Origin of the sequence: Ruminococcus sp. FMBCY1 (assembly GCF_023921805.1) — a bacterium.
Lineage (GTDB): Bacteria > Bacillota > Clostridia > Oscillospirales > Acutalibacteraceae > Ruminococcoides > Ruminococcoides intestinale_A.
Genome location: NZ_CP074197.1, coordinates 396,240 through 414,581 on the forward strand (window position 1 = coordinate 396,240; position 18,342 = coordinate 414,581).

Annotated in this window: 14 protein-coding genes and 1 tRNA gene; 10 read left to right on the top strand and 5 right to left on the bottom strand. The window is 37.9% G+C overall.

Annotated elements, in window-relative coordinates; translation table 11 throughout:
• Positions 1-59: 59 nt before the first annotated feature.
• Both KGF34_RS01785 and KGF34_RS01790 read right to left on the bottom strand, forming a co-directional pair.
• Entirely contained in the window at positions 60-1,352 is a 1,293-nt protein-coding gene (locus tag KGF34_RS01785) for a cytidylate kinase family protein (protein WP_252559633.1), read from the bottom strand.
• Positions 1,349-1,789, bottom strand: coding sequence for a MarR family transcriptional regulator (locus tag KGF34_RS01790; RefSeq protein ID WP_022233966.1), 441 nt, complete (start codon positions 1,787-1,789; stop codon positions 1,349-1,351). The genes KGF34_RS01785 and KGF34_RS01790 overlap by 4 nt, the downstream gene beginning before the upstream one ends.
• Positions 1,790-2,016: 227 nt before the next feature.
• Here KGF34_RS01790 and KGF34_RS01795 point away from each other — a divergent pair, with 227 nt between their 5' ends.
• Positions 2,017-2,841, top strand: coding sequence for a leucine-rich repeat protein (locus KGF34_RS01795; RefSeq protein ID WP_252559634.1), 825 nt, complete (start codon positions 2,017-2,019; stop codon positions 2,839-2,841).
• Positions 2,842-2,927: 86 nt separating this feature from the next.
• Here the strand turns inward: KGF34_RS01795 and KGF34_RS01800 are convergent, their stop codons facing one another.
• The 3 genes from KGF34_RS01800 to KGF34_RS01810 are packed head-to-tail and all read right to left on the bottom strand — an operon-like array spanning position 2,928 to position 6,230.
• On the bottom strand, positions 2,928-4,520 hold the full coding sequence (locus KGF34_RS01800) for an FAD-dependent protein (protein WP_252559635.1): 1,593 nt from the start codon (positions 4,518-4,520) through the stop codon (positions 2,928-2,930).
• Entirely contained in the window at positions 4,517-5,734 is a 1,218-nt protein-coding gene (locus tag KGF34_RS01805) for an aminoacetone oxidase family FAD-binding enzyme (RefSeq protein ID WP_252559636.1), read from the bottom strand. The genes KGF34_RS01800 and KGF34_RS01805 overlap by 4 nt, the downstream gene beginning before the upstream one ends.
• A gap of 46 nt (positions 5,735-5,780) precedes the next feature.
• Positions 5,781-6,230: a small multi-drug export protein gene (locus KGF34_RS01810; RefSeq protein ID WP_186935009.1), complete on the bottom strand. Its 450-nt coding sequence runs from the start codon at positions 6,228-6,230 to the stop codon at positions 5,781-5,783.
• A 225-nt stretch (positions 6,231-6,455) separates the two neighbouring features.
• On the opposite strand from KGF34_RS01810, the gene KGF34_RS01815 reads away from it, so the two are divergent.
• The 9 genes from KGF34_RS01815 to KGF34_RS01855 all read left to right on the top strand — a co-directional run bounded on the left by KGF34_RS01815 (position 6,456) and on the right by KGF34_RS01855 (position 18,308).
• Positions 6,456-6,938 (top strand): VanZ family protein, encoded by a 483-nt coding sequence (locus KGF34_RS01815; protein WP_252559637.1) that lies wholly within the window; start codon positions 6,456-6,458, stop codon positions 6,936-6,938.
• A 32-nt stretch (positions 6,939-6,970) separates the two neighbouring features.
• Positions 6,971-8,323: an MATE family efflux transporter gene (locus KGF34_RS01820; RefSeq protein WP_252559638.1), complete on the top strand. Its 1,353-nt coding sequence runs from the start codon at positions 6,971-6,973 to the stop codon at positions 8,321-8,323.
• Between the two features lie 42 nt (positions 8,324-8,365).
• The gene (locus tag KGF34_RS01825; protein ID WP_022234357.1) at positions 8,366-8,728 is read left to right on the top strand and encodes a hypothetical protein; all 363 of its coding nucleotides are present in this window, start codon (positions 8,366-8,368) and stop codon (positions 8,726-8,728) included.
• Positions 8,718-9,326 carry a site-2 protease family protein gene (locus tag KGF34_RS01830; RefSeq protein WP_252559639.1) on the top strand — a complete coding sequence of 203 codons (609 nt, stop codon included), beginning with the start codon at positions 8,718-8,720 and terminating at the stop codon, positions 9,324-9,326. The genes KGF34_RS01825 and KGF34_RS01830 overlap by 11 nt, the downstream gene beginning before the upstream one ends.
• Positions 9,327-9,339: 13 nt before the next feature.
• Positions 9,340-11,196 carry a TIGR03960 family B12-binding radical SAM protein gene (locus KGF34_RS01835; protein ID WP_252559640.1) on the top strand — a complete coding sequence of 619 codons (1,857 nt, stop codon included), beginning with the start codon at positions 9,340-9,342 and terminating at the stop codon, positions 11,194-11,196.
• Positions 11,171-11,827, top strand: a complete 657-nt coding sequence (locus tag KGF34_RS01840; RefSeq protein WP_252559641.1) for a TIGR03936 family radical SAM-associated protein — start codon at positions 11,171-11,173, stop codon at positions 11,825-11,827. Before KGF34_RS01835 ends, KGF34_RS01840 begins: the two co-directional genes overlap by 26 nt.
• A 313-nt stretch (positions 11,828-12,140) precedes the next feature.
• The gene (locus KGF34_RS01845; protein WP_354667449.1) at positions 12,141-13,046 is read left to right on the top strand and encodes a TIGR01212 family radical SAM protein; all 906 of its coding nucleotides are present in this window, start codon (positions 12,141-12,143) and stop codon (positions 13,044-13,046) included.
• 69 nt (positions 13,047-13,115) lie between these two features.
• Positions 13,116-13,208: transfer RNA gene (locus KGF34_RS01850), tRNA-Ser, on the top strand.
• A gap of 471 nt (positions 13,209-13,679) precedes the next feature.
• Positions 13,680-18,308, top strand: coding sequence for a hypothetical protein (locus KGF34_RS01855; RefSeq protein WP_252559642.1), 4,629 nt, complete (start codon positions 13,680-13,682; stop codon positions 18,306-18,308).
• Positions 18,309-18,342 lie beyond the last annotated feature (34 nt).

The following is an 18,342-nucleotide window of genomic DNA, read 5'->3' on the forward strand; positions in this document are numbered from 1 at the left end:
TATGTTTTGATTTGAAGTTTGTATTAATAATTTTCTAATCTGAAAATCGACCTAAAGAATCATAACGAAAATTTTTGTTTGAAAAGTATTTCGATTAAATCCGCTGTTTTTTCATAACCGAAGTCATTTGATTTTATAGTCAGATTGTAATTTTTTGCATTGCCCCAATCTGTATTCGTAAAGTATTTGCAGTGCGCAGAGCGTTCTCGGTTTACTTTTCTTACTTGCTTGGCGGCATTTTCATGTGAAAGGTGATCTCTTTCTTTTACTTTTTCAATTTCACTTTCTTCATCTGCGGTTATAAATACATTGTAAATATGTTTTTTGTTTCTTAAAATATAGTTTGCAAGTCTGCCGACAATTACACAGTTTTCGGTTTTGGCAAGGTGCTTAATAACCGATTCTTCTTTTTTGAACAAGCTGTTGATATTAGGAACAGTATCACCGTTGTTTTGCTGGTACCATTCAAAAAAGTCGTTAAGCGCTGATTTGTCAAGAGTTTGCTCGTTGTGTTCTATGTATTCAGGTGAATATCCGCTTTCCTGCATTACAAGTTTTATAAGTTCGGTGTCATAATATTTGTATCCGAGTTTTTCGGCAAGAATTTTTCCTATTGCTCTGCCTCCGCTGCCGTATTCTCTTGAAATGGAGATTACATAAGTAGGTTTGTCATCTGTTTCAGCGGTATCATCTGCAATTTTGGTTTTGCCTAAGAGTTTATCTCTGTATTTTCCGAACACTTTATTTATTATACCGAGAATAAATCCTACAAGAAAAGCGGCAATTACTGTGCCGATTCCCACACTGCCGAGATTGTGGATAAAAATAAGGCAAGATACACCTGATATAATAACCATTGTTATGTCAAATGCCATTTTTACCTTTGAAAATTCAATCTTAGTTACTTGCGAAACCGCACTCATAACGCCTTCGCCCGCAAGCGGGATAACATCGGTAGGCAAGTAAAGGAAAATACCGATAGCAACAATTGCGGCACTGATGAGTACCATAATAATTCTTATTACGATATTGTCGGGAGTGGGGAAGAAGCTTACAAGATAATTACAGAATGTTGTGAAATAACCGAAAACAACGCCTACGGGAATCTGTAATAAGCTGATCAGTTTAAAATTCTTTCTGAGAATAATTAATTGTATTAATACCAATACAATATGAAAAAGTATGGTAGCCTTTCCCATTTCAATTCCCCATATACAGGTCATAGTGTAGGGGATAGAACTTACAGGCGATACACCGAGGTTCGATTTAACGGAAATTGCTATACCTATTGTCATTATAAATAAACCTACAAGGTACATCGGTAGTCTGATTTTCATATTTTTTAAATTCATTGTTGTTTTTCCTCCTTATCATATTCAAGCATATTTTCATAGACACGCATTAATAAATCGTTAAATTTTTGCTTTTCATCTTCATTAAAATTTTTAAGAGCTGCATTTTCAATTTTTTTAAATTTTCTGTTTAGATAATCAATGTATTCTTTGCCTTTGTCAGTCAGGAATACATACAGGGAGCGGCGGTCACCGTTGAGCATTTTTCTTTCAATATAGCCTTTAGTTTCCATTCCTTTGAGAATAACTGTAATTGATGCCGGCTCAATATGGCAGCCTTTAGCAATGTCTTTTTGCACGCAGCCGTTATGATTTTGCAGATAGTCGAGTATTTTTGGCTGTCCCGGAGTAAGACCCGAATCCTTTATACTTGCAAGCAGTGCCTTTTGAACTAAAAAATGATCTGCCATTAGCAGATAATGTATTGATTCTTTCATACTACACCTCTATAGTTAAAATTCTAATAATTAAAATCCTAATTAATTATATGCTTGTAAAACGACAAAATCAATATTTTGACAAATGTTCTCGCTTTTATATAAAAATTGCTGTGATTACTTTTTATAATATGTGAAAATCAGTGTTAAAATTTATTCATTTTATTGACAAAGCATTTTTGCAGTGATAACATAGAAATATAAATATATTAGTTAGGGGTTATAAAATGAAAAAATTTAAAAAAGCTATTACAGCTATAATTGTTACCGCAATGCTTGCTTCCGCATTTTCTGCAATACCTTTCACTGCAAACGCAGTCGAAGTAAATGTACCAAAGGTTTCGCAGAGCAGAGATGCTGTGCATTCTGTTGTAACAAGCGGCGACTACCGTTATGAGAACATTGATGGCAAGTCAATTATTTTTTGGGAATACCTTGGCAGTGATACCGATGTAGTTATTCCGGAACAGATTGACGGCAAAACCGTAACTATGCTTGCTCGTGGTGCGTTTTATAATAAAACAAATTTGAAAAGCATCACTCTTCCCAAAACTCTTACATACATTAAGGGTTGTGCTTTTTGGGGTTGCACAAGCCTTGAAAGCGTAGTAATTCCGGACGGTGTTTCAACTATTGAAGAGTATGCCTTTACAGAGTGCTACAATCTTAAAAGTGTAACTATTCCTAAGAGCGTAACCTCAATTGGCGATAGATTATTCTTCCTCCTTAACTCAGACATTACAATTTATGGCTACGAAGGTTCGTATGCACAGAGTTATGTAAACTCTTACACCGATAGCAACAAGCTGAAATTTGTGGCTATTGATGGCAAAAAAGTGCTCAAGGGTGATGCAAATGGTGACGGGATTGTAAATGTTTCCGATGTTACATCTATGCAGTTACATATTGCGGGTTCTAAAAATGATGACGGTATGCCTATAATAGATGAAAGCGACAAGGCGGTACTTGAGGCACTCGATCTCAACGGTGACGGTCAGCTTACAGTATTAGATGTAACTGAGCTTCAGATGTATATTACAGCTCAAAATTAAATATTCATATACCTTATCATATACCTTATAAACAAAAGAAGTGCAGCTCGTATGAACTGCACTTTTTGCTTGCTGTAATTTTGCTTTTATTCCGATATGGAATTTTCTATAATCTTCTCCGCACATTTAATTCCGTCGACAGCGGCAGATATAATTCCGCCTGCGTAGCCTGCGCCCTCTCCGCACGGATAAAGTCCTGCTACCGAAATACTTTGTAAATTGTTGTTTCTCATAATTCTGATTGGCGATGAACTGCGGGTTTCAACACCTGTCAGCACAGCGTCACCGTATGAAAAACCGTGTAATTTTTTATCCATTTGCACTATTGCCTGTCGCATTGAGTTTGTTATAAAATCAGGCAGACATTTATTAAGGTTGGTCGGTGTAAAGTCGGGACCTACAGACGGTTTTACATCACCGATTTTTGTACTTGCCTTATTTTCAATAAAGTCGCATACACGCTGAACCGGAGCATTAAAGTTTTCTCCTCCGGCGACAAATGCTTTATGCTCAAGTTCACGCTGAAAATACATTCCTGCAAGCGGATTTTCCGATTGATAGTCGGCAGGTGTAATCCCGACAAGTAAGGCGGCATTTGAATTTTCTTCATTTCTTGCAAATTCACTCATTCCGTTTGTGCAAAGTCGGTTTTCTTCGCTTGAGGCATTTACAACTTTTCCGCCCGGGCACATACAAAATGTATATACGCCTCTGCCGTTTTCAAGGTGAACATTTGTCTTATAGCTTGCTGCGCCAAGCGCTTTGTTGCCTGCAAATCTGCCGTACTGTGATTTATCAATCATTTCTCTGTGATGCTCAATTCTTGCACCGACAGAAAATGCTTTTGCCTCAATCGGAATAGCTTTTTCATTTAACATTTCAAAAGTATCTCTGGCGCTGTGTCCGATTGCAAGGATAATTGCATTGGTATCAATGGTTTGTTTAGTTCCGTTATGCTCAATTTCCGCACCTGTAACAGAATTGCCTTTTGCTGAAAATCCGATAAGCTTTGTTTCAAACATAACTTTTCCGCCGAGGCGGATAATTTCATTTCTTATGCTTTTAACTGTCGGTCTTAATTTGTCCGTTCCGATATGCGGCTTTGCATTGTAAAGAATTTCGTCAGGTGCTCCGTGTTTTACAAATTCAATAAGTACCTTGCGCTGACGGGTGTCTTTAGTGCCTGTGGTAAGTTTGCCGTCAGAAAAAGCTCCGGCACCGCCTTCGCCGAATTGTACATTGCTTGTTGTGTCAAGAATACCGTTTTTCCAAAAGTTATGTACATCTTCCGTTCGGGTATCTACATCTCTGCCACGCTCGATTAAAATCGGATTTGCACCGCTCTGTGCAAGTATAAGTGCGGCAAATAATCCTGCAGGGCCTGCTCCGACTACCACAGGGCTGACCGTACCTCTGAATTTTTCAACATTATATTCATATTTTTCTGCGATTTCGGCGTTTTTAAATTTTTTGCATATCTTTTCTTCGTTTACAAAAAGTTCTGCGTCAACGGTTGCAAGAAAAAATATATTATCCTTTTTTCTTGCGTCAATCGAGCGTCTGAAAATCGTACAGCTTTTAAAAAACTTTTTATCTACATTAATAAGTTTTGCCGCTTTATTTAAAACGGTTTCGCTTGTGTAGTCAAGAGGTAAATGTATATTGCTTATTCTTATCATAGGTTTTCTCCTGTTATAATACCGCTTGCAAAAGCAAAATGCAGGTTAAATCCGCCGCAATCTCCGCAAACATCGAGTGCTTCGCCGCAGATGTATAGATTTTTTACAACTTTGCTTTCAAATGTATAGCCGTTTACTTCGTTTCCGTTTACGCCGCCGAGCATTACCTGAGCTTTTGAAAAATCTTTGCATTGTTTACATTCAAATTTCCAATTTTGAATTAAATTCGCAAGTGATTTTAGTTCTTTGTCGCTTAACTTTTTACAGCTTTCTGTCAATGCTTTGTTTGTAATGCTTTTAATAAGTGCAGTTCCTATTTTTTTATGAAAAAGACCCGTGAAAAATTCTTCGAGCGGTTCATTTGCAAACAGCTTTTTTCTGTCATAAAGTAAATTTAATAATTCTATATACGAATAATCTTTTGTAAGATTTACGGAAATAATCGGATTTTTGGTTTTGGGTAAAAGAGTTGTGAGATTGAACACACAAATTCCCGAAAGTGCATTATCCGTAAACTGTACTTCGCCGATTTCGCTTTTTATTGCTTTTTCGCCGTCATAAAGAGTAACCTCCGCTTTAGCACGGATTCCTTTAAGACTTTTCATAAAATCACTTTTGACCTGAATGGGACAGAGGGCAGGGAATAACGGCGTGATTTTATGACCGAGATTTTTTATAACATCAAGTCCGAGTCCTGTGCCGCCTGCTGTAGGAAAGGCCTTTCCGCCGCATGACATAACTACTTTTTTGGCGGTGTATTCTCCGTTCGAGGTTTTGATATTGAAAAATTCGCCTTTTTTACGGATAAGTTCAACTTTGCAGTCGCATATGATTTCGATTTTCAGCCTTTTAATTTCCATAAGCAAAACATCAAGCACGGCACTTGCTTGTCTTGAATGAGGATAAACAAGTCCGTTTGTTTCTGTGTCGCATACAAGACCTAAGGTTGAAAAGAAATTTATAAGTTTTTCTGCGGAAAATCTGTTTAAGATTTTAGAAACATCAAAACTGCCGTGATAAAATTCTTTACTGACATTGGTATTTGTCAGATTACAGCGGCCGTTGCCTGTAACAAGAATTTTTTTGCCTGCTTTGCTTTGAGCCTCAAGAATTGCTATTTTTAAATCTCTGTTATTTCGTTTTGCCGATATAGCCGCCGCAAGTCCCGCAGCACCCGCACCGACCGTTATTATATCATAATTTGTATTTTTCAAAGTTATCATCCTAAAAAACAGGGCAGCCAAAGCTGCCCGTCGGTTATTATTTTGGAGCAAAAATTGCGCTTAATCCGCCGAATAAGCCCATACTTGCAAGTCCCATAATTATACCTGCAAGAATTACACCGAGCATTACTGCAATTACGCTTGACTTAAAGTCCATATCGAGCATACTTGCGGCAAGTGTACCTGTCCAGGCGCCTGTACCGGGAAGAGGAATACCTACGAATAAAAGTAAAGCGAAGAACAAACCTCTGCCGGCCTTTGCCTGCAATTTTTTACCGCCCTTTTCGCCTTTTTCAAGGCAGAATTTAAAGAATTTTCCTATAAATTTTTTGTCGCTGCCCCATACAAGAATTTTTCTTGCAAAGAAATATATAAAAGGTACGGGCAACATATTACCTAAGATAGCGAGGACATACACCCAGAATAAATCAAGCTGCATTCCTACACCGAACGGAACGGCACCTCTCAGCTCAATAAGAGGAACCATAGCAATCAAAAATACCAAGATATAGTTTAACAAAACAATACTCCTTTCAAAATAAAGGTACTAAAATAGTATAACAGATACCGATATATATTGCAATTTATTTTTTGTCTAAAAAACTACAGCTTTTACGCAAAATTTTAACATACATTTAAAATATAACCATTCCTTTATTTGTCGATTGACATATTATGCAGATTTGTGTAAAATAATACAAGGTGACTAAAAATGGCTACATACAGTTGCGGCAAAAAAGCCAAAGCGATTTTAATTATAATAACGATAGCCCTTGTGGCATTTGCATTTATTCATTCTTCGATGCCTGCTGATATATCATCGGAAGAAAGCGGAAATGTACTTGAATTTTTGCAGAAAATTTTAGACTTTTTAGGTTTTACTCCCGAACTTACTGACCATATAGTAAGAAAAACTGCGCATTTCAGCGAATACACCGCAATAGGCGCAATGCTTATGTCATGCGCATTTGCATTTGATAAACTAAAACCATACAAATACTATATTAATGTAATGTTTTGCGGACTTGCGACTGCGGTCTGTGACGAAACCATACAACTTAATGTAGAGGGCAGAGCGGGAATGATTACAGATGTACTGCTCGACTTTTCGGGTGTGATTTTCGGCACATTAATAATGCTTTTTATTTTTTTGATATACAAAAAGCGTTTTATCGCTAAAAGTGAAAATAAATGAATATTTAAGATTAGGAAAGGAAACAGAAACGAATGGAAAATGTAAAAGAAAACAAAATGGGCATTATGCCCATGACAAAACTGATACTTACTATGTCGTTGCCTGCAATTTTTTCAATGACAATTATGGCAATGTATAATGTAGTTGACAGTATTTTTATCGGACAGTACAGTCAGGAAGGACTTAATGCCACTTCACTTGCTTATCCGTTGCAGATGCTTTTGATTGCTGTAGCGGTCGGTACGGGCGTCGGTATTAACTCGCTTGTTTCAAGACGATTTGGCGAAAAGAATTTTAAAGAGGCAAACGAGGTTGCAACCCACGGTCTGCTGTTAAGTTTTTTCAGCTACGCAATATTTCTTGTCCTCGGTATTGTGATTTCAAGACCTTTTATGATGCTTTATACAACCAACGAAAATATCATAGAATACGGTACACAGTACCTTACAGTGGTTCTCTGCTTTTCGCTCTTTACGATTATAGAAGTTACAATCGAAAAAACTTTGCAGGCTACGGGCAATATGATTTTTCCAATGTTGTTTCAGCTCACGGGAGCGGTAATTAATATTATTTTTGACCCGCTCTTGATTTTCGGTATAGGTCCGTTCCCAGAACTCGGTGTTACAGGAGCAGCTGTTGCAACGGTATTCGGTCAGTTTTGCAGTATGATTTTTGCACTTCTGATAATTTTCTTGAAATCTCATTTAATTAAAATTACATTCAGAAAATTTAAATTCAGTATGAAGACTGTAAAAAATATATATGCCGTTGGTTTCCCGTCTATTATTATGCAGTCGATAGGTTCGATTATGATTGTCGGACTTAACGGTATTCTTGCCGCTTCCGAGGCTTCGGTAACGGTTCTCGGTGTTTATTATAAATTGCAGAGCTTTGTATTTATGCCTTGCTTTGGACTTAACCAGGGCGTTATGCCGATTATCGGTTACAACTACGGCGCAAGAAACCGCAAGCGTGTATATTCCGCACTCAAGCGTGGTATTATAATTGGCGTAATTATTATGACTTTAGGCACATTGGCAATGTGGATAATCCCGGAACAGCTTATTTCAATGTTCGGCGGCACAGAGGAACTTATGAAGATCGGCGTGCCTGCGTTCCGAATTATAAGTCTTTGCTTTATTCCTGCCGCAGCGGGTATTATCTTTACCACCTTGTTCCAGGCAGTCGGCAAGGGAATCAGAAGTCTTATTATGTCTTTTGCCCGTCAGCTTGTGCTTATTTTACCGATTGCGTTTATTTTCTCAAGAATTTGGGGAATCGGAGCAGTTTGGTACGCATTCCCGATTGCCGAGATTTTCTCGCTTACTATTGCAATTTGTTTCTTTATAAATCTTGTTAAAGGCGATTTTAAAAAGTTAGGTTAATTTTGTCCACCTCAGTGCATATATTGCATTGAGGTGGTTGTTTTGACAGAAGAAAATTTCACAAATGAAATTACATACGATGACGGTTGGCAGAGTGCCTCTTGCCCCGAATATTCAACTCCTGCGCATACGGAAACGGAAGAGGAAAGCCCTCAAAATACAGAATTACCGCCGCAAAAGCGTAAAAAATCTCACAATACGCAAGTCCTTGTTACGATGCAGCTTATAATATGTTTATTGCTTGCTTTGGCTGCGTTTGTTATAAAAACTGTCGGCGGCGATTTTTACACTGCTGCCCGTCAATGGTATTACGGCGAACTTAACAAATCAATTATAGCCGAAAATACTCCCGACGATTACAATTTATCCGAAATTTTCGGTACAGCGACAGACGATGAAGTTTGAACTGTTCAATATTAAATTCAGTGTTTCATACACATTGCTCTGCCTGATTGCCGTTTGTATTATACTTGATATATTCGGCGGATTTGTAATGTGCAGTTTTGCTGTGGTCATTCACGAATCGGGGCATCTTTTAATGATGCTGATTTTCGGCAGCAAACCGAAGAAAATAAGCATTTCTTTGTTTGAAATTGCAATAAATGACGAAAGCCGACAGCAAAGAGGTGATTTACAGAATTTTCTTATAGTTTTTTTCGGGCCGTTTGCTAATTTTATTTGTTTTATTATTATTTTTCTGATATACTTATGTAGTGGAACAGATTTATTAAAATTTGCTTATGTAAATCTGTCGCTCTGTCTTTTAAATTTACTGCCTGTAATGTCGTTTGACGGCGGGCAGCTATTGTATATTTTGCTTAGCCGCAGATTTACAGGTCATACGGCGGAAAAGGCAGTAAATATCATAACTTTCATCGCATTATTTCCAATAGCTGTGCTGGGATTTATAATACTTTTTAATTCGGATTATAATTTTTCGCTGTTGTTTGTATGCGGTTATATTATACTTTCATTAGTTTTTAAAAATAACAGGTATTTCTGACGGAGGTAATACAATGGTCAGCAAGGAAGTAGAAAAACTGTTGCTAAAGGTTCAAAAGCCGGGCAGATATGTTGGCGGAGAGCTTAACGCAGTCGTAAAAAATAAAAAAGATGTTGATGTGAGGTTTGCTTTCTGTTTTCCTGATACCTACGAAGTGGGAATGTCGCATCTCGGAATGAAAATTCTATACAGTTTGTTTAATTCAATTCCATATATATGGTGTGAAAGAGTTTTTGCGCCGTGGATTGATATGGAAGAAGAAATGATTAAAAATAATATTCCGCTTTATGCACTTGAGAGCGGCGACCCTGTATCGGATTTTGATTTTATCGGTTTTACATTGCAGTATGAGCTTAGCTTTACAAATGTGCTCAATATGCTTAAGCTTTCTGGTGTGCCGATTAAATCCCGTGAGCGTACAGGTTTAAAGCAGATTGTTGTGGCAGGCGGCCCTTGCACCTGCAACCCCGAGCCGATTGCAGATTTTATCGACCTTTTCTTCATAGGTGAGGGCGAAGAGGTTGACCTTGAGGTAATGGAGCTTTACAGAAAGTGCAGAGCAGAGGGTAAGTCAAGAGAACAGTTTCTCATTGAATGTGCACAGATAGAGGGCGTGTATGTGCCGTCGCTTTATGATGTTGAGTACAACGAGGACGGCACAATTAAACGGTATATTCCTAAACATAACGCTCCGTCTGTTGTTCACAAGCGCCTTATGAAGAAAATGGACGAAAGCTATTATCCCGATAATTTCGTAGTTCCGCTTGTGGAAATTGTGCATGACAGAGCGGTGCAGGAGATTTTCCGTGGCTGTATTCGTGGCTGTCGTTTTTGTCAGGCAGGATTTATTTATCGCCCCGTAAGAGAAAAATCTCCCGAAGTTATCAATAAGCAGTGCAGAGCATTGTGTGAGAATACGGGTTATGACGAAGTGTCGCTTTCTTCGCTGAGTTCAAGCGACTACACACAGATTGTGCCGTTGCTTACAAAACTCAATGAGTGGAGTAAGGACGAAAAAGTCAGTATTTCTCTGCCGTCATTGCGAGTTGACGGTTTTACCGACGATATTATGAATAAAATCAAAACAGTGCGTAAAAGCGGACTTACATTTGCGCCCGAGGCTGGAAGTCAGCGTATGCGTGATGTTATCAATAAAAATGTTCAGCATGATGAGCTTATGCAGACCTGCGCAACAGCTTTTGCAGGCGGTTGGACTACTGTAAAACTGTACTTTATGATCGGTTTGCCTACAGAAACAATGGACGATGTAAAGGCAATTGCCGACCTCGGACAAGCTGTAGTCGATACTTATTATAATTGCCCGAATAAGCCAAAGGGAAAGGGTGTAAGAGTAACAGTTTCTGCGTCATCATTTGTGCCAAAACCGTTTACGCCGTTCCAGTGGCACGGGCAGGACACAATCCCTACTTTGCACGCTAAACAACAGCATATCAAAGAAAGCATTACAACCCGCAAGATTCAGTTTAATTACCACGATGCCGACACAAGTTACCTTGAGGCGGTATTTGCCCGTGGCGACAGAAAGCTGTGTAAAGCAATGGAAATTGCCTGCGAAAAAGGTTTTCATTTTGACGGTTGGGGCGACTGCTTTAACTTGCAGAAATGGCTTGATATTTTTGAAGAGTGCGGCATTGACCCGACATTCTACGCAAACCGTCAGCGTTCGTTTGACGAGGTATTTCCGTGGGATCACCTTGACTACGGCGTAACTAAGGATTATCTTATTAAAGAATGTAAAAAAGCATATGAAAATACAACAACACCGCATTGTCGTTTGAAGTGCAACAACTGCGGTGCGGCAAAATACGGGGAGGGTGTGTGCTTTGAAAAACGCAAGAGTTTGGTTTAAGAAAGATAACGAGTGCCGTTATATATCGCACCTTGACCTTAACCGTTGTATGTTAAGAGCATTGCACAAGAGCAAAGCTCCGATATGGCATACCGAGGGATTTAATCCGCACCCGTTCGCAACTTTTCCTCTGCCGCTTTCACTCGGATTCAGAGGAATTAACGAGTGTATGGATATAAAATTGATTGAAGATATTTCCGATGAAGAATTAATCAACAATCTTAATGCCTGCCTGCCGCAGGGCATAAGGGTTTTTGCGGTTACAGAGCCGATTATGAAAGCCGGAAAAATTGCGTATGCAAGGTTTAATATGAAAATCAGCAGTGATAATCTTAACTCTGATAAAGTATATACCGCACTGAAAGAACTTTTGGAAAGCGAAGAAATTATGCTTGAAAAGAAGTCAAAGTCGGGTTACAAGACTGTTGATTTAAAGAAAAACATTAAAAATTATTCTTTATCGGAAAAATGTGATTTTGCCGAGCTTGAAATTGTACTTTCCGCAGGCAGTACCGACAACGCAAATCCGAACCTTATTATCAAGGCTTTGGAAAATGCTGCGGGTGAAGAATTTTACGCCGATATTACGAGAGAGGATTTATATAATTCTGATATGGAATTATTTAGATAAACTATGTTTACATTTACAATTCGCAATGCAAGTTCATACCAAGCAATTTTTTAACGGCGGCATTGACAAAGAATTTGAAAAACTTGAAGACGAAATTTCAGCAAAATTTCTTGAGTATATCAAGCTGTATTCTAAGCTGTAATTAAGATTTTTAAAAAATCACACAAAGTTTCACATCTTTTTGTACTTCTATTCATATAATCGTCACAAAAGCAGGTTATTATATAAGCACAATAAAGTTAACAAGAAGTTTTCATAGATTTTCCTCTTCTAAATTTTCTAACCAAAGCAATGACCGACATAGTCGGTCATTTTGCATTTTACCGAAAACGGAGCAGTTATGTATTATTATTCTCTAAACGAATATTTAAAAAACACCTTTGGTGAAAAGGTATATAAAATTTCTCTTGACGGCGGTATGACTTGCCCTAACCGTGACGGCAAAATAGACACACGGGGGTGTATTTTTTGCAGTAGGGGAGGTTCGGGAGAATTTTCCGCCGACAGAAACCACAGCATAACCGAGCAAATTCGGGAGGCTAAAGAGAGAATCGGCAGAAAAACCGATTGTAAAAAATTTATTGCTTACTTTCAGCCGTTTACAAATACATATGCGCCCGTTGAGTACCTTGAAAAAATCTTCACCGAGGCTATAGAACCCGATGAAATTGTCGCTTTGTCGGTCGCTACCCGTCCCGACTGCCTGCCTGACAAAACCGTAAATTTGCTCTCAAGACTTAATAAAATAAAGCCTGTGTGGGTGGAACTCGGCTTGCAGACAGTTCATAAAAGCACGGCAGACTATATTCGCCGTGGATATGACTTAAGCGTGTATGATGATGCGGTTAAGCGCCTGCACAAGGAGGGCATAAGCGTAATAACGCACATTATAATCGGTTTGCCTAACGAAACGGAAGATATGATAGTGCAGAGTGCTGAATATGCGGGCAAATGTTCCGACGGAATTAAGTTACAGCTTTTGCACATATTAAAGGATACCGACTTATGCGATGAATACGAAAAGGGCAATGTGCCCGTTCTGTCGCTCGAACGATATGCCGATATACTTGTAAAATGCCTTAGAGTTATCCCAAAAACCACCGTAATACACAGGCTTACGGGTGACGGAGATAAAAAAATACTTGTAGCCCCCTTGTGGAGCGCAGACAAAAAGCGTGTGCTTAACTATATTAACAAGGTATTAAGGGAAAGCGAATAATAAGTATTATTAATTTTAAAAAAAGTCTTGATTTTCTTTTGCGTATTTGATATAATAGGCATTGTCTTTGGAGAGATGTCCGAGCTGGCCGAAGGAGCATGATTGGAAATCATGTGTACGGTAATCACCGTACCAGGGGTTCGAATCCCCTTCTCTCCGCCATAATTTTAAAAAGTCTTGTCGATTTCGGCAAGGCTTTTTCTTTTGTTATAATGCTTTATTGTGAAAAATATTGCTAAAAAAGTGCGGTTATAATAAATAACTGCAAAACCAATGCAAATTATGCATATTGACACCAAAAATTTTTTGTTATAAAAAATTTATAAAATTATAATTCTTTGAAGTAATTTAAAATATTATTATTGCACAATAATTATATATTTGTTTTGTATATAATTAATAAAGAAATGTCAAAATCGACAAAACATCAAAAAAATATTGAAATAAAAACCTAAAAATGTTATAATATAAAAGAATAAAATTATGGGTTAGTATACGGTCTGACTGCCGAATACAGCAAATTCACCGAAGGTCAGTCGGTAAAAGCGGTCGCCGTCAAAGCAAAACTTCCCTCTCGGACGGTACAGACTTATTCGGCTCATATGTTTCAATTTTTTAATGGAGGTAATAAAAATGAAAACGAATTTCAAGCGTATTGGCAAACAGTCGATTTCTATTGTGCTTGCTGTTATGATGATGCTTTCGACTATGCTTGTCGGTATGGTTACTTCGAATGCGGCTAATGAAACAGGATACACATATAATCAAGATTATATGTATGTTGATTTATCTGCAGTAAGTAAAACAATGTCGGGTAAAAATTCGGGTGTAAACTATTATTGGGATGATCACTTCACAAACTATGGTGGTTGGATTACTAATAAAAAAGACCTTGGAAATTATACTTATAAATTTGATTTTTCTGCTATAGGTAGTCACGAATATTTCAGAGGTTTTAAAATTGTATGGGATGGTTCCGCAGGAACTAATATAGCTGTTCTTGAAAACAATACTTATAACTGCGTTAAGGTTAATTCAGATTATACTCTTTCTTGGACTACATATAGCAGTACAGAACCTACCACTAAATACACTGTAACTGTTGATAAAAATATCACAAACGGTACAGTTACTCCTTCTGCAACCTCACTTGAGGCAGGCAAGACATTTACAGTAACAGCCACACCTGATGACGGTTATGAGCTTGATGCTATTACTGTAACAACTGCTGACGGTAAGAGTGTTGCGGCTACTGACGAATCAACACATACTTACACAATGCCTGCAAGCAATGTAACTGTTTCTGCTACATTTAAGGTAAAGACAGATGCCAAATACTCTGTTACATACACAGCTCCTACAGGTGAGGGCGTAGTAGATTCAAGTATTAATCCTACAGAAACTACATTAGCCGCAGGTACAACTGTAAAGGTAACTGTTACAGTAAACGAGGGCTACACAGCTTCTCTTGCTGTTGACGGTGCAACAGTAACAACTTCTACAAGCGGCAATACTTATACATTTACATTCTCAATGCCTGCACAGAATATCACAGTTGCTCCTAAGGTTACAAAAGCCGGAGAAAATACCGGTACATTGATTCCGAATCTTTACCTCATTTACAGCGACAGCAGTTCAAAACCGAGTGATTTCACACAGTATCTTAACCTTTACTATAATTCAGATAATCAGGTGTATGCTTACTTTGACGAGTCGAACTTTGACGACTCTAAAGAATATTGTTTTATGATTTCTAATTCAAAAGGTGAGTCAACATCATGGGAATATGCGTATGATCATTACAATAATTCTAAAACTTTATCTGATAGTGAACAACTTGCATGCGGAAGTAGCGATAATTGGTTGCCTAAGGCAGGTCAAAGCCAATATGTACAAGCAGTTTTCGCAAAGTTTAAAGTACGTGATGCTTATGTAGGTACTATTTCAAGTGTAAAGATTAACCTCGGTTACTACGACGGTAAGGACATTGTTGAGAGTTCAACTGACTCTTCAAAGGCTACAACTTACGAGGTAATTCCTACAAGTGGTGTAGAGGGAATGGTTCGAGTATTTGCTAAAGACGGTACTGTCAGAGCTACATATCAGAAGTATGCTGATATGGCAGACACTGTACTTACAGCAGAAAATACAGCTGATTTGACTAAATATGCTAAAAAAGATTATTACGATACAGCATATGCAAAAGTCGGTACTAAACTCAAGATTACAACTACTATTGGCGATGACTACAAAGGTACATATTTTGTAAAGGCTTTCTCAATCAACGGTTATTCATACGGTATTATCGATGCTTCACAGGCAGATACCACAGACGGTGTATATACTTGTGAATATACCATTCCTGAAGATTTTAAGGGTAGCAGAATAGAAATTACACCTATTTACTACTACATTGATGATACTGATACCGTTACATTCTATGTAGAGGGCTTTGACGAAATAGTACAGGCTAAGTGGGGCAACACAGTTGCTGTTCAGGCTTGGTACACAAACGGCGTAGAAAAGGACGAATTTAATTCTCTAACAAAGAATGCGCTTGGCGGTTATCCCGGTCAGCCTTTGGTATATGAGGGTGGTAAATATTCAATGCAGATTCCTAAGTACCTTAATGGTAATAAAGCCAATACGGTATCCGGTATTACATTGAACAACTACTTCTGGGACGATATACATAAACAGAGTTTCTCTGATACGAGTGATAAAAGTGAGTCTAACTGCCAGACATACGACTACGATGACTTCTATAAACTTTCTGAAACTGCGGATGTAGATAATATTATCTTCGACTTCCGTTACAGAACTACAATAGATAATGCCCCTAAGGACAATTTAACCAACTCTACTTATAATCCGGACGAACTTGAACCGCTTAAGGATTACTCCGGTAATATCGTTGACATCTTTGGAAATATTCTTTCAAAAGATTGGACTGCTGAATATGACAGCGAGTATCTTACGGTAATATCTGACGGTTATAAGAATAATGAAAATATTGGTAAATATGCTACTGAGTGGTCAGTATATGCCCATGACGGTACATACATTACTACAATCAACTGTTCTAGCCTTATTGATGAGACCAAGGTTGACCCTGCTTATCAGGTAGCTTATAACAAACTTAAGCAGCAATATGCCGGTTTACCTGTAAAGATTGCTTATGAAATGTCAAAATTTGACGGTTACGATAAGGGTACTCGTGCTGACGGTCGTTGGTATTTCTCTAAGAAAGCTCAGAAGATTTCCGCTAATGTTAAGATTGAGTACAGAGCAGACGATACTTCTCCGTTTATCGAAGACGCATTTGTAGCAGACAGCAATGTCGGTGAAAAAACAGGTGCTAAGGCTTACTTTACAAATGCCGATTACAACGGCAAGACAACTTGTCAGGGTGAAGTCGATGGCGGTAACTTCAGTGTTCATGCTCAAACAGACGCCAATGCTAATTACTATTTCCTTGGCTGGTACCTTAAGACCTCTGACGGTTATTCATTCATTACTAATGAGTCCGATACTGACATCCCAATGACAAACAACGCAACTTATGTTGCTCGTTTCATTAATACTCCAAGCGGCACATTAACACTTTCACACACATTGCTTGACGGTTCTGCTTATGGCAAAACTTTCATTAAAGCAGACATCATAGACAGCGCAAATAATGTTAAGGCTTCTATTGATGAAACATCAGGTAACCTTGTAATTCCTTCAAAATATGTTACTTATACAAGCACATATATCATTCGTCTTACACTTAGAACCGTACCTTATGGTAACGATACTGTAGAAGGCTTCTATGAAGGTTACAGTAGTGACAAACCTGTACGTTATAATAAAGATTTTACAGGTACAGGTGAGCAAACTTACAGTGTAGAGCGTGCAATTAGCTCATTGTTTGAAGAAATCAAAAACGCCGATGGCAGTATTTCTTACAAACTTAAAAAGTCAAACATTCCGTTCTATTCAAATATCACATCAAATCCACTCGAATACACGATTACTTACACTTATAAAACAAGACTTAACGGTGAACAGAGTTATGTTATTAAGGATAAAGTATCAGGTATTGAGTTAGAGGAAATGTGGGCTGAGAATGTAGTTGCCGGTCTTACAAAAGAACAGCTTAGCAAAGCATTCATCATAAGGAAAGCTCCGTTTGTTTCAAACTTCAGAGAAGTAATTACGTGGGATATGGATAAGGCGACTATTAACAGTTATGTTGCAACAGTATCGGCTAACACAACCACTGTTGATCTTAATATTTCTGCTTTGACAGTTGATGGTCAATGGACACTGCCTGCTAAGGTTAAGTATGGCGAATTAGCTAAGTCGTCGGACGGTGATTATCTCTACAAGACAGGTACAACTGAATTCCCTGAAAAATTCAATTATTCCGGCACTACCAAATATGATTTCAGCTTCTGGGCTATCTTTGATAACAAAGATGAGGCTCAAAAGTACAGCGACGCAGTAAAAGCTTATATGTTAGGTAATCCTGATCCGGATATGTCAAAGAGATTAACTGCTCTTACAAAACTTGATGGTTATAAGAATCTTATTTCTAAGTCATATTCTAAGGAATATAACTACATCAGCTATCAGAATTATTATATAGTTCCTGTTTATGCAGGCAGATTTGCAAAGAATGAAATCAAAGAGGCTCAGGCAAGCATCAGACTTCTTGAATACACCAGAAACCAGTGGACTAATGCTAACGGTGTCAAGGGTGACGGTAGTCTTAATGTAGACGGTTCAAAGACCGATTACCTCTACACAGACTTTGCTCTCAGCTTTGATAAGGATCAGAAACTCATCAAGAATAATGCTAATATCAAGGTTGGAGTTACCTTTGAAGTCGTTGCAAAATATAACGATATTAATGATCTCAAGTCTTATGAAACAACTTCTAATAAAGATGCTATTGGCAATTTGGTAAAGGATGCAACTGCAAACGGTAAGGTAGGCACTTACACAATGGACGGTGCTGAAAGAAATGTTTACAAATATGAGATTAATAACTCAAATATTTCTGTAAAGAACAGAATTGAGTATTATTTAAGATTCAAGAACAGTGAAACATCACAGCAGAATGTTATGAAGGTTTACTCATATATTTATGATACAGTTTCAGGAAAGATTTACTTAAGTGATCCTGTTTATATGAATATGTATGATATCGGTAACCTTACATATATTACTTCTGACTTAGCAAACATCAACTTAGATCCTGACGCCACAGTTTGATGATTTGAATTTTTGGCAGGGCAGAGTAAAATCT

What these genes read in the sequence shown, in the direction of transcription:
- KGF34_RS01785 (WP_252559633.1), bottom strand. Translation starts at nt 1,352, where the DNA reads ATGAATTTAAAAAATATGAAAATCAGACTACCGATGTACCTTGTAGGT.
- KGF34_RS01790 (WP_022233966.1), bottom strand. Translation starts at nt 1,789, where the DNA reads ATGAAAGAATCAATACATTATCTGCTAATGGCAGATCATTTTTTAGTT.
- KGF34_RS01795 (WP_252559634.1), top strand. Translation starts at nt 2,017, where the DNA reads ATGAAAAAATTTAAAAAAGCTATTACAGCTATAATTGTTACCGCAATG.
- KGF34_RS01800 (WP_252559635.1), bottom strand. Translation starts at nt 4,520, where the DNA reads ATGATAAGAATAAGCAATATACATTTACCTCTTGACTACACAAGCGAA.
- KGF34_RS01810 (WP_186935009.1), bottom strand. Translation starts at nt 6,230, where the DNA reads ATGGTTCCTCTTATTGAGCTGAGAGGTGCCGTTCCGTTCGGTGTAGGA.
- KGF34_RS01815 (WP_252559637.1), top strand. Translation starts at nt 6,456, where the DNA reads ATGGCTACATACAGTTGCGGCAAAAAAGCCAAAGCGATTTTAATTATA.
- KGF34_RS01820 (WP_252559638.1), top strand. Translation starts at nt 6,971, where the DNA reads ATGGAAAATGTAAAAGAAAACAAAATGGGCATTATGCCCATGACAAAA.
- KGF34_RS01830 (WP_252559639.1), top strand. Translation starts at nt 8,718, where the DNA reads ATGAAGTTTGAACTGTTCAATATTAAATTCAGTGTTTCATACACATTG.
- KGF34_RS01835 (WP_252559640.1), top strand. Translation starts at nt 9,340, where the DNA reads ATGGTCAGCAAGGAAGTAGAAAAACTGTTGCTAAAGGTTCAAAAGCCG.
- KGF34_RS01855 (WP_252559642.1), top strand. Translation starts at nt 13,680, where the DNA reads ATGAAAACGAATTTCAAGCGTATTGGCAAACAGTCGATTTCTATTGTG.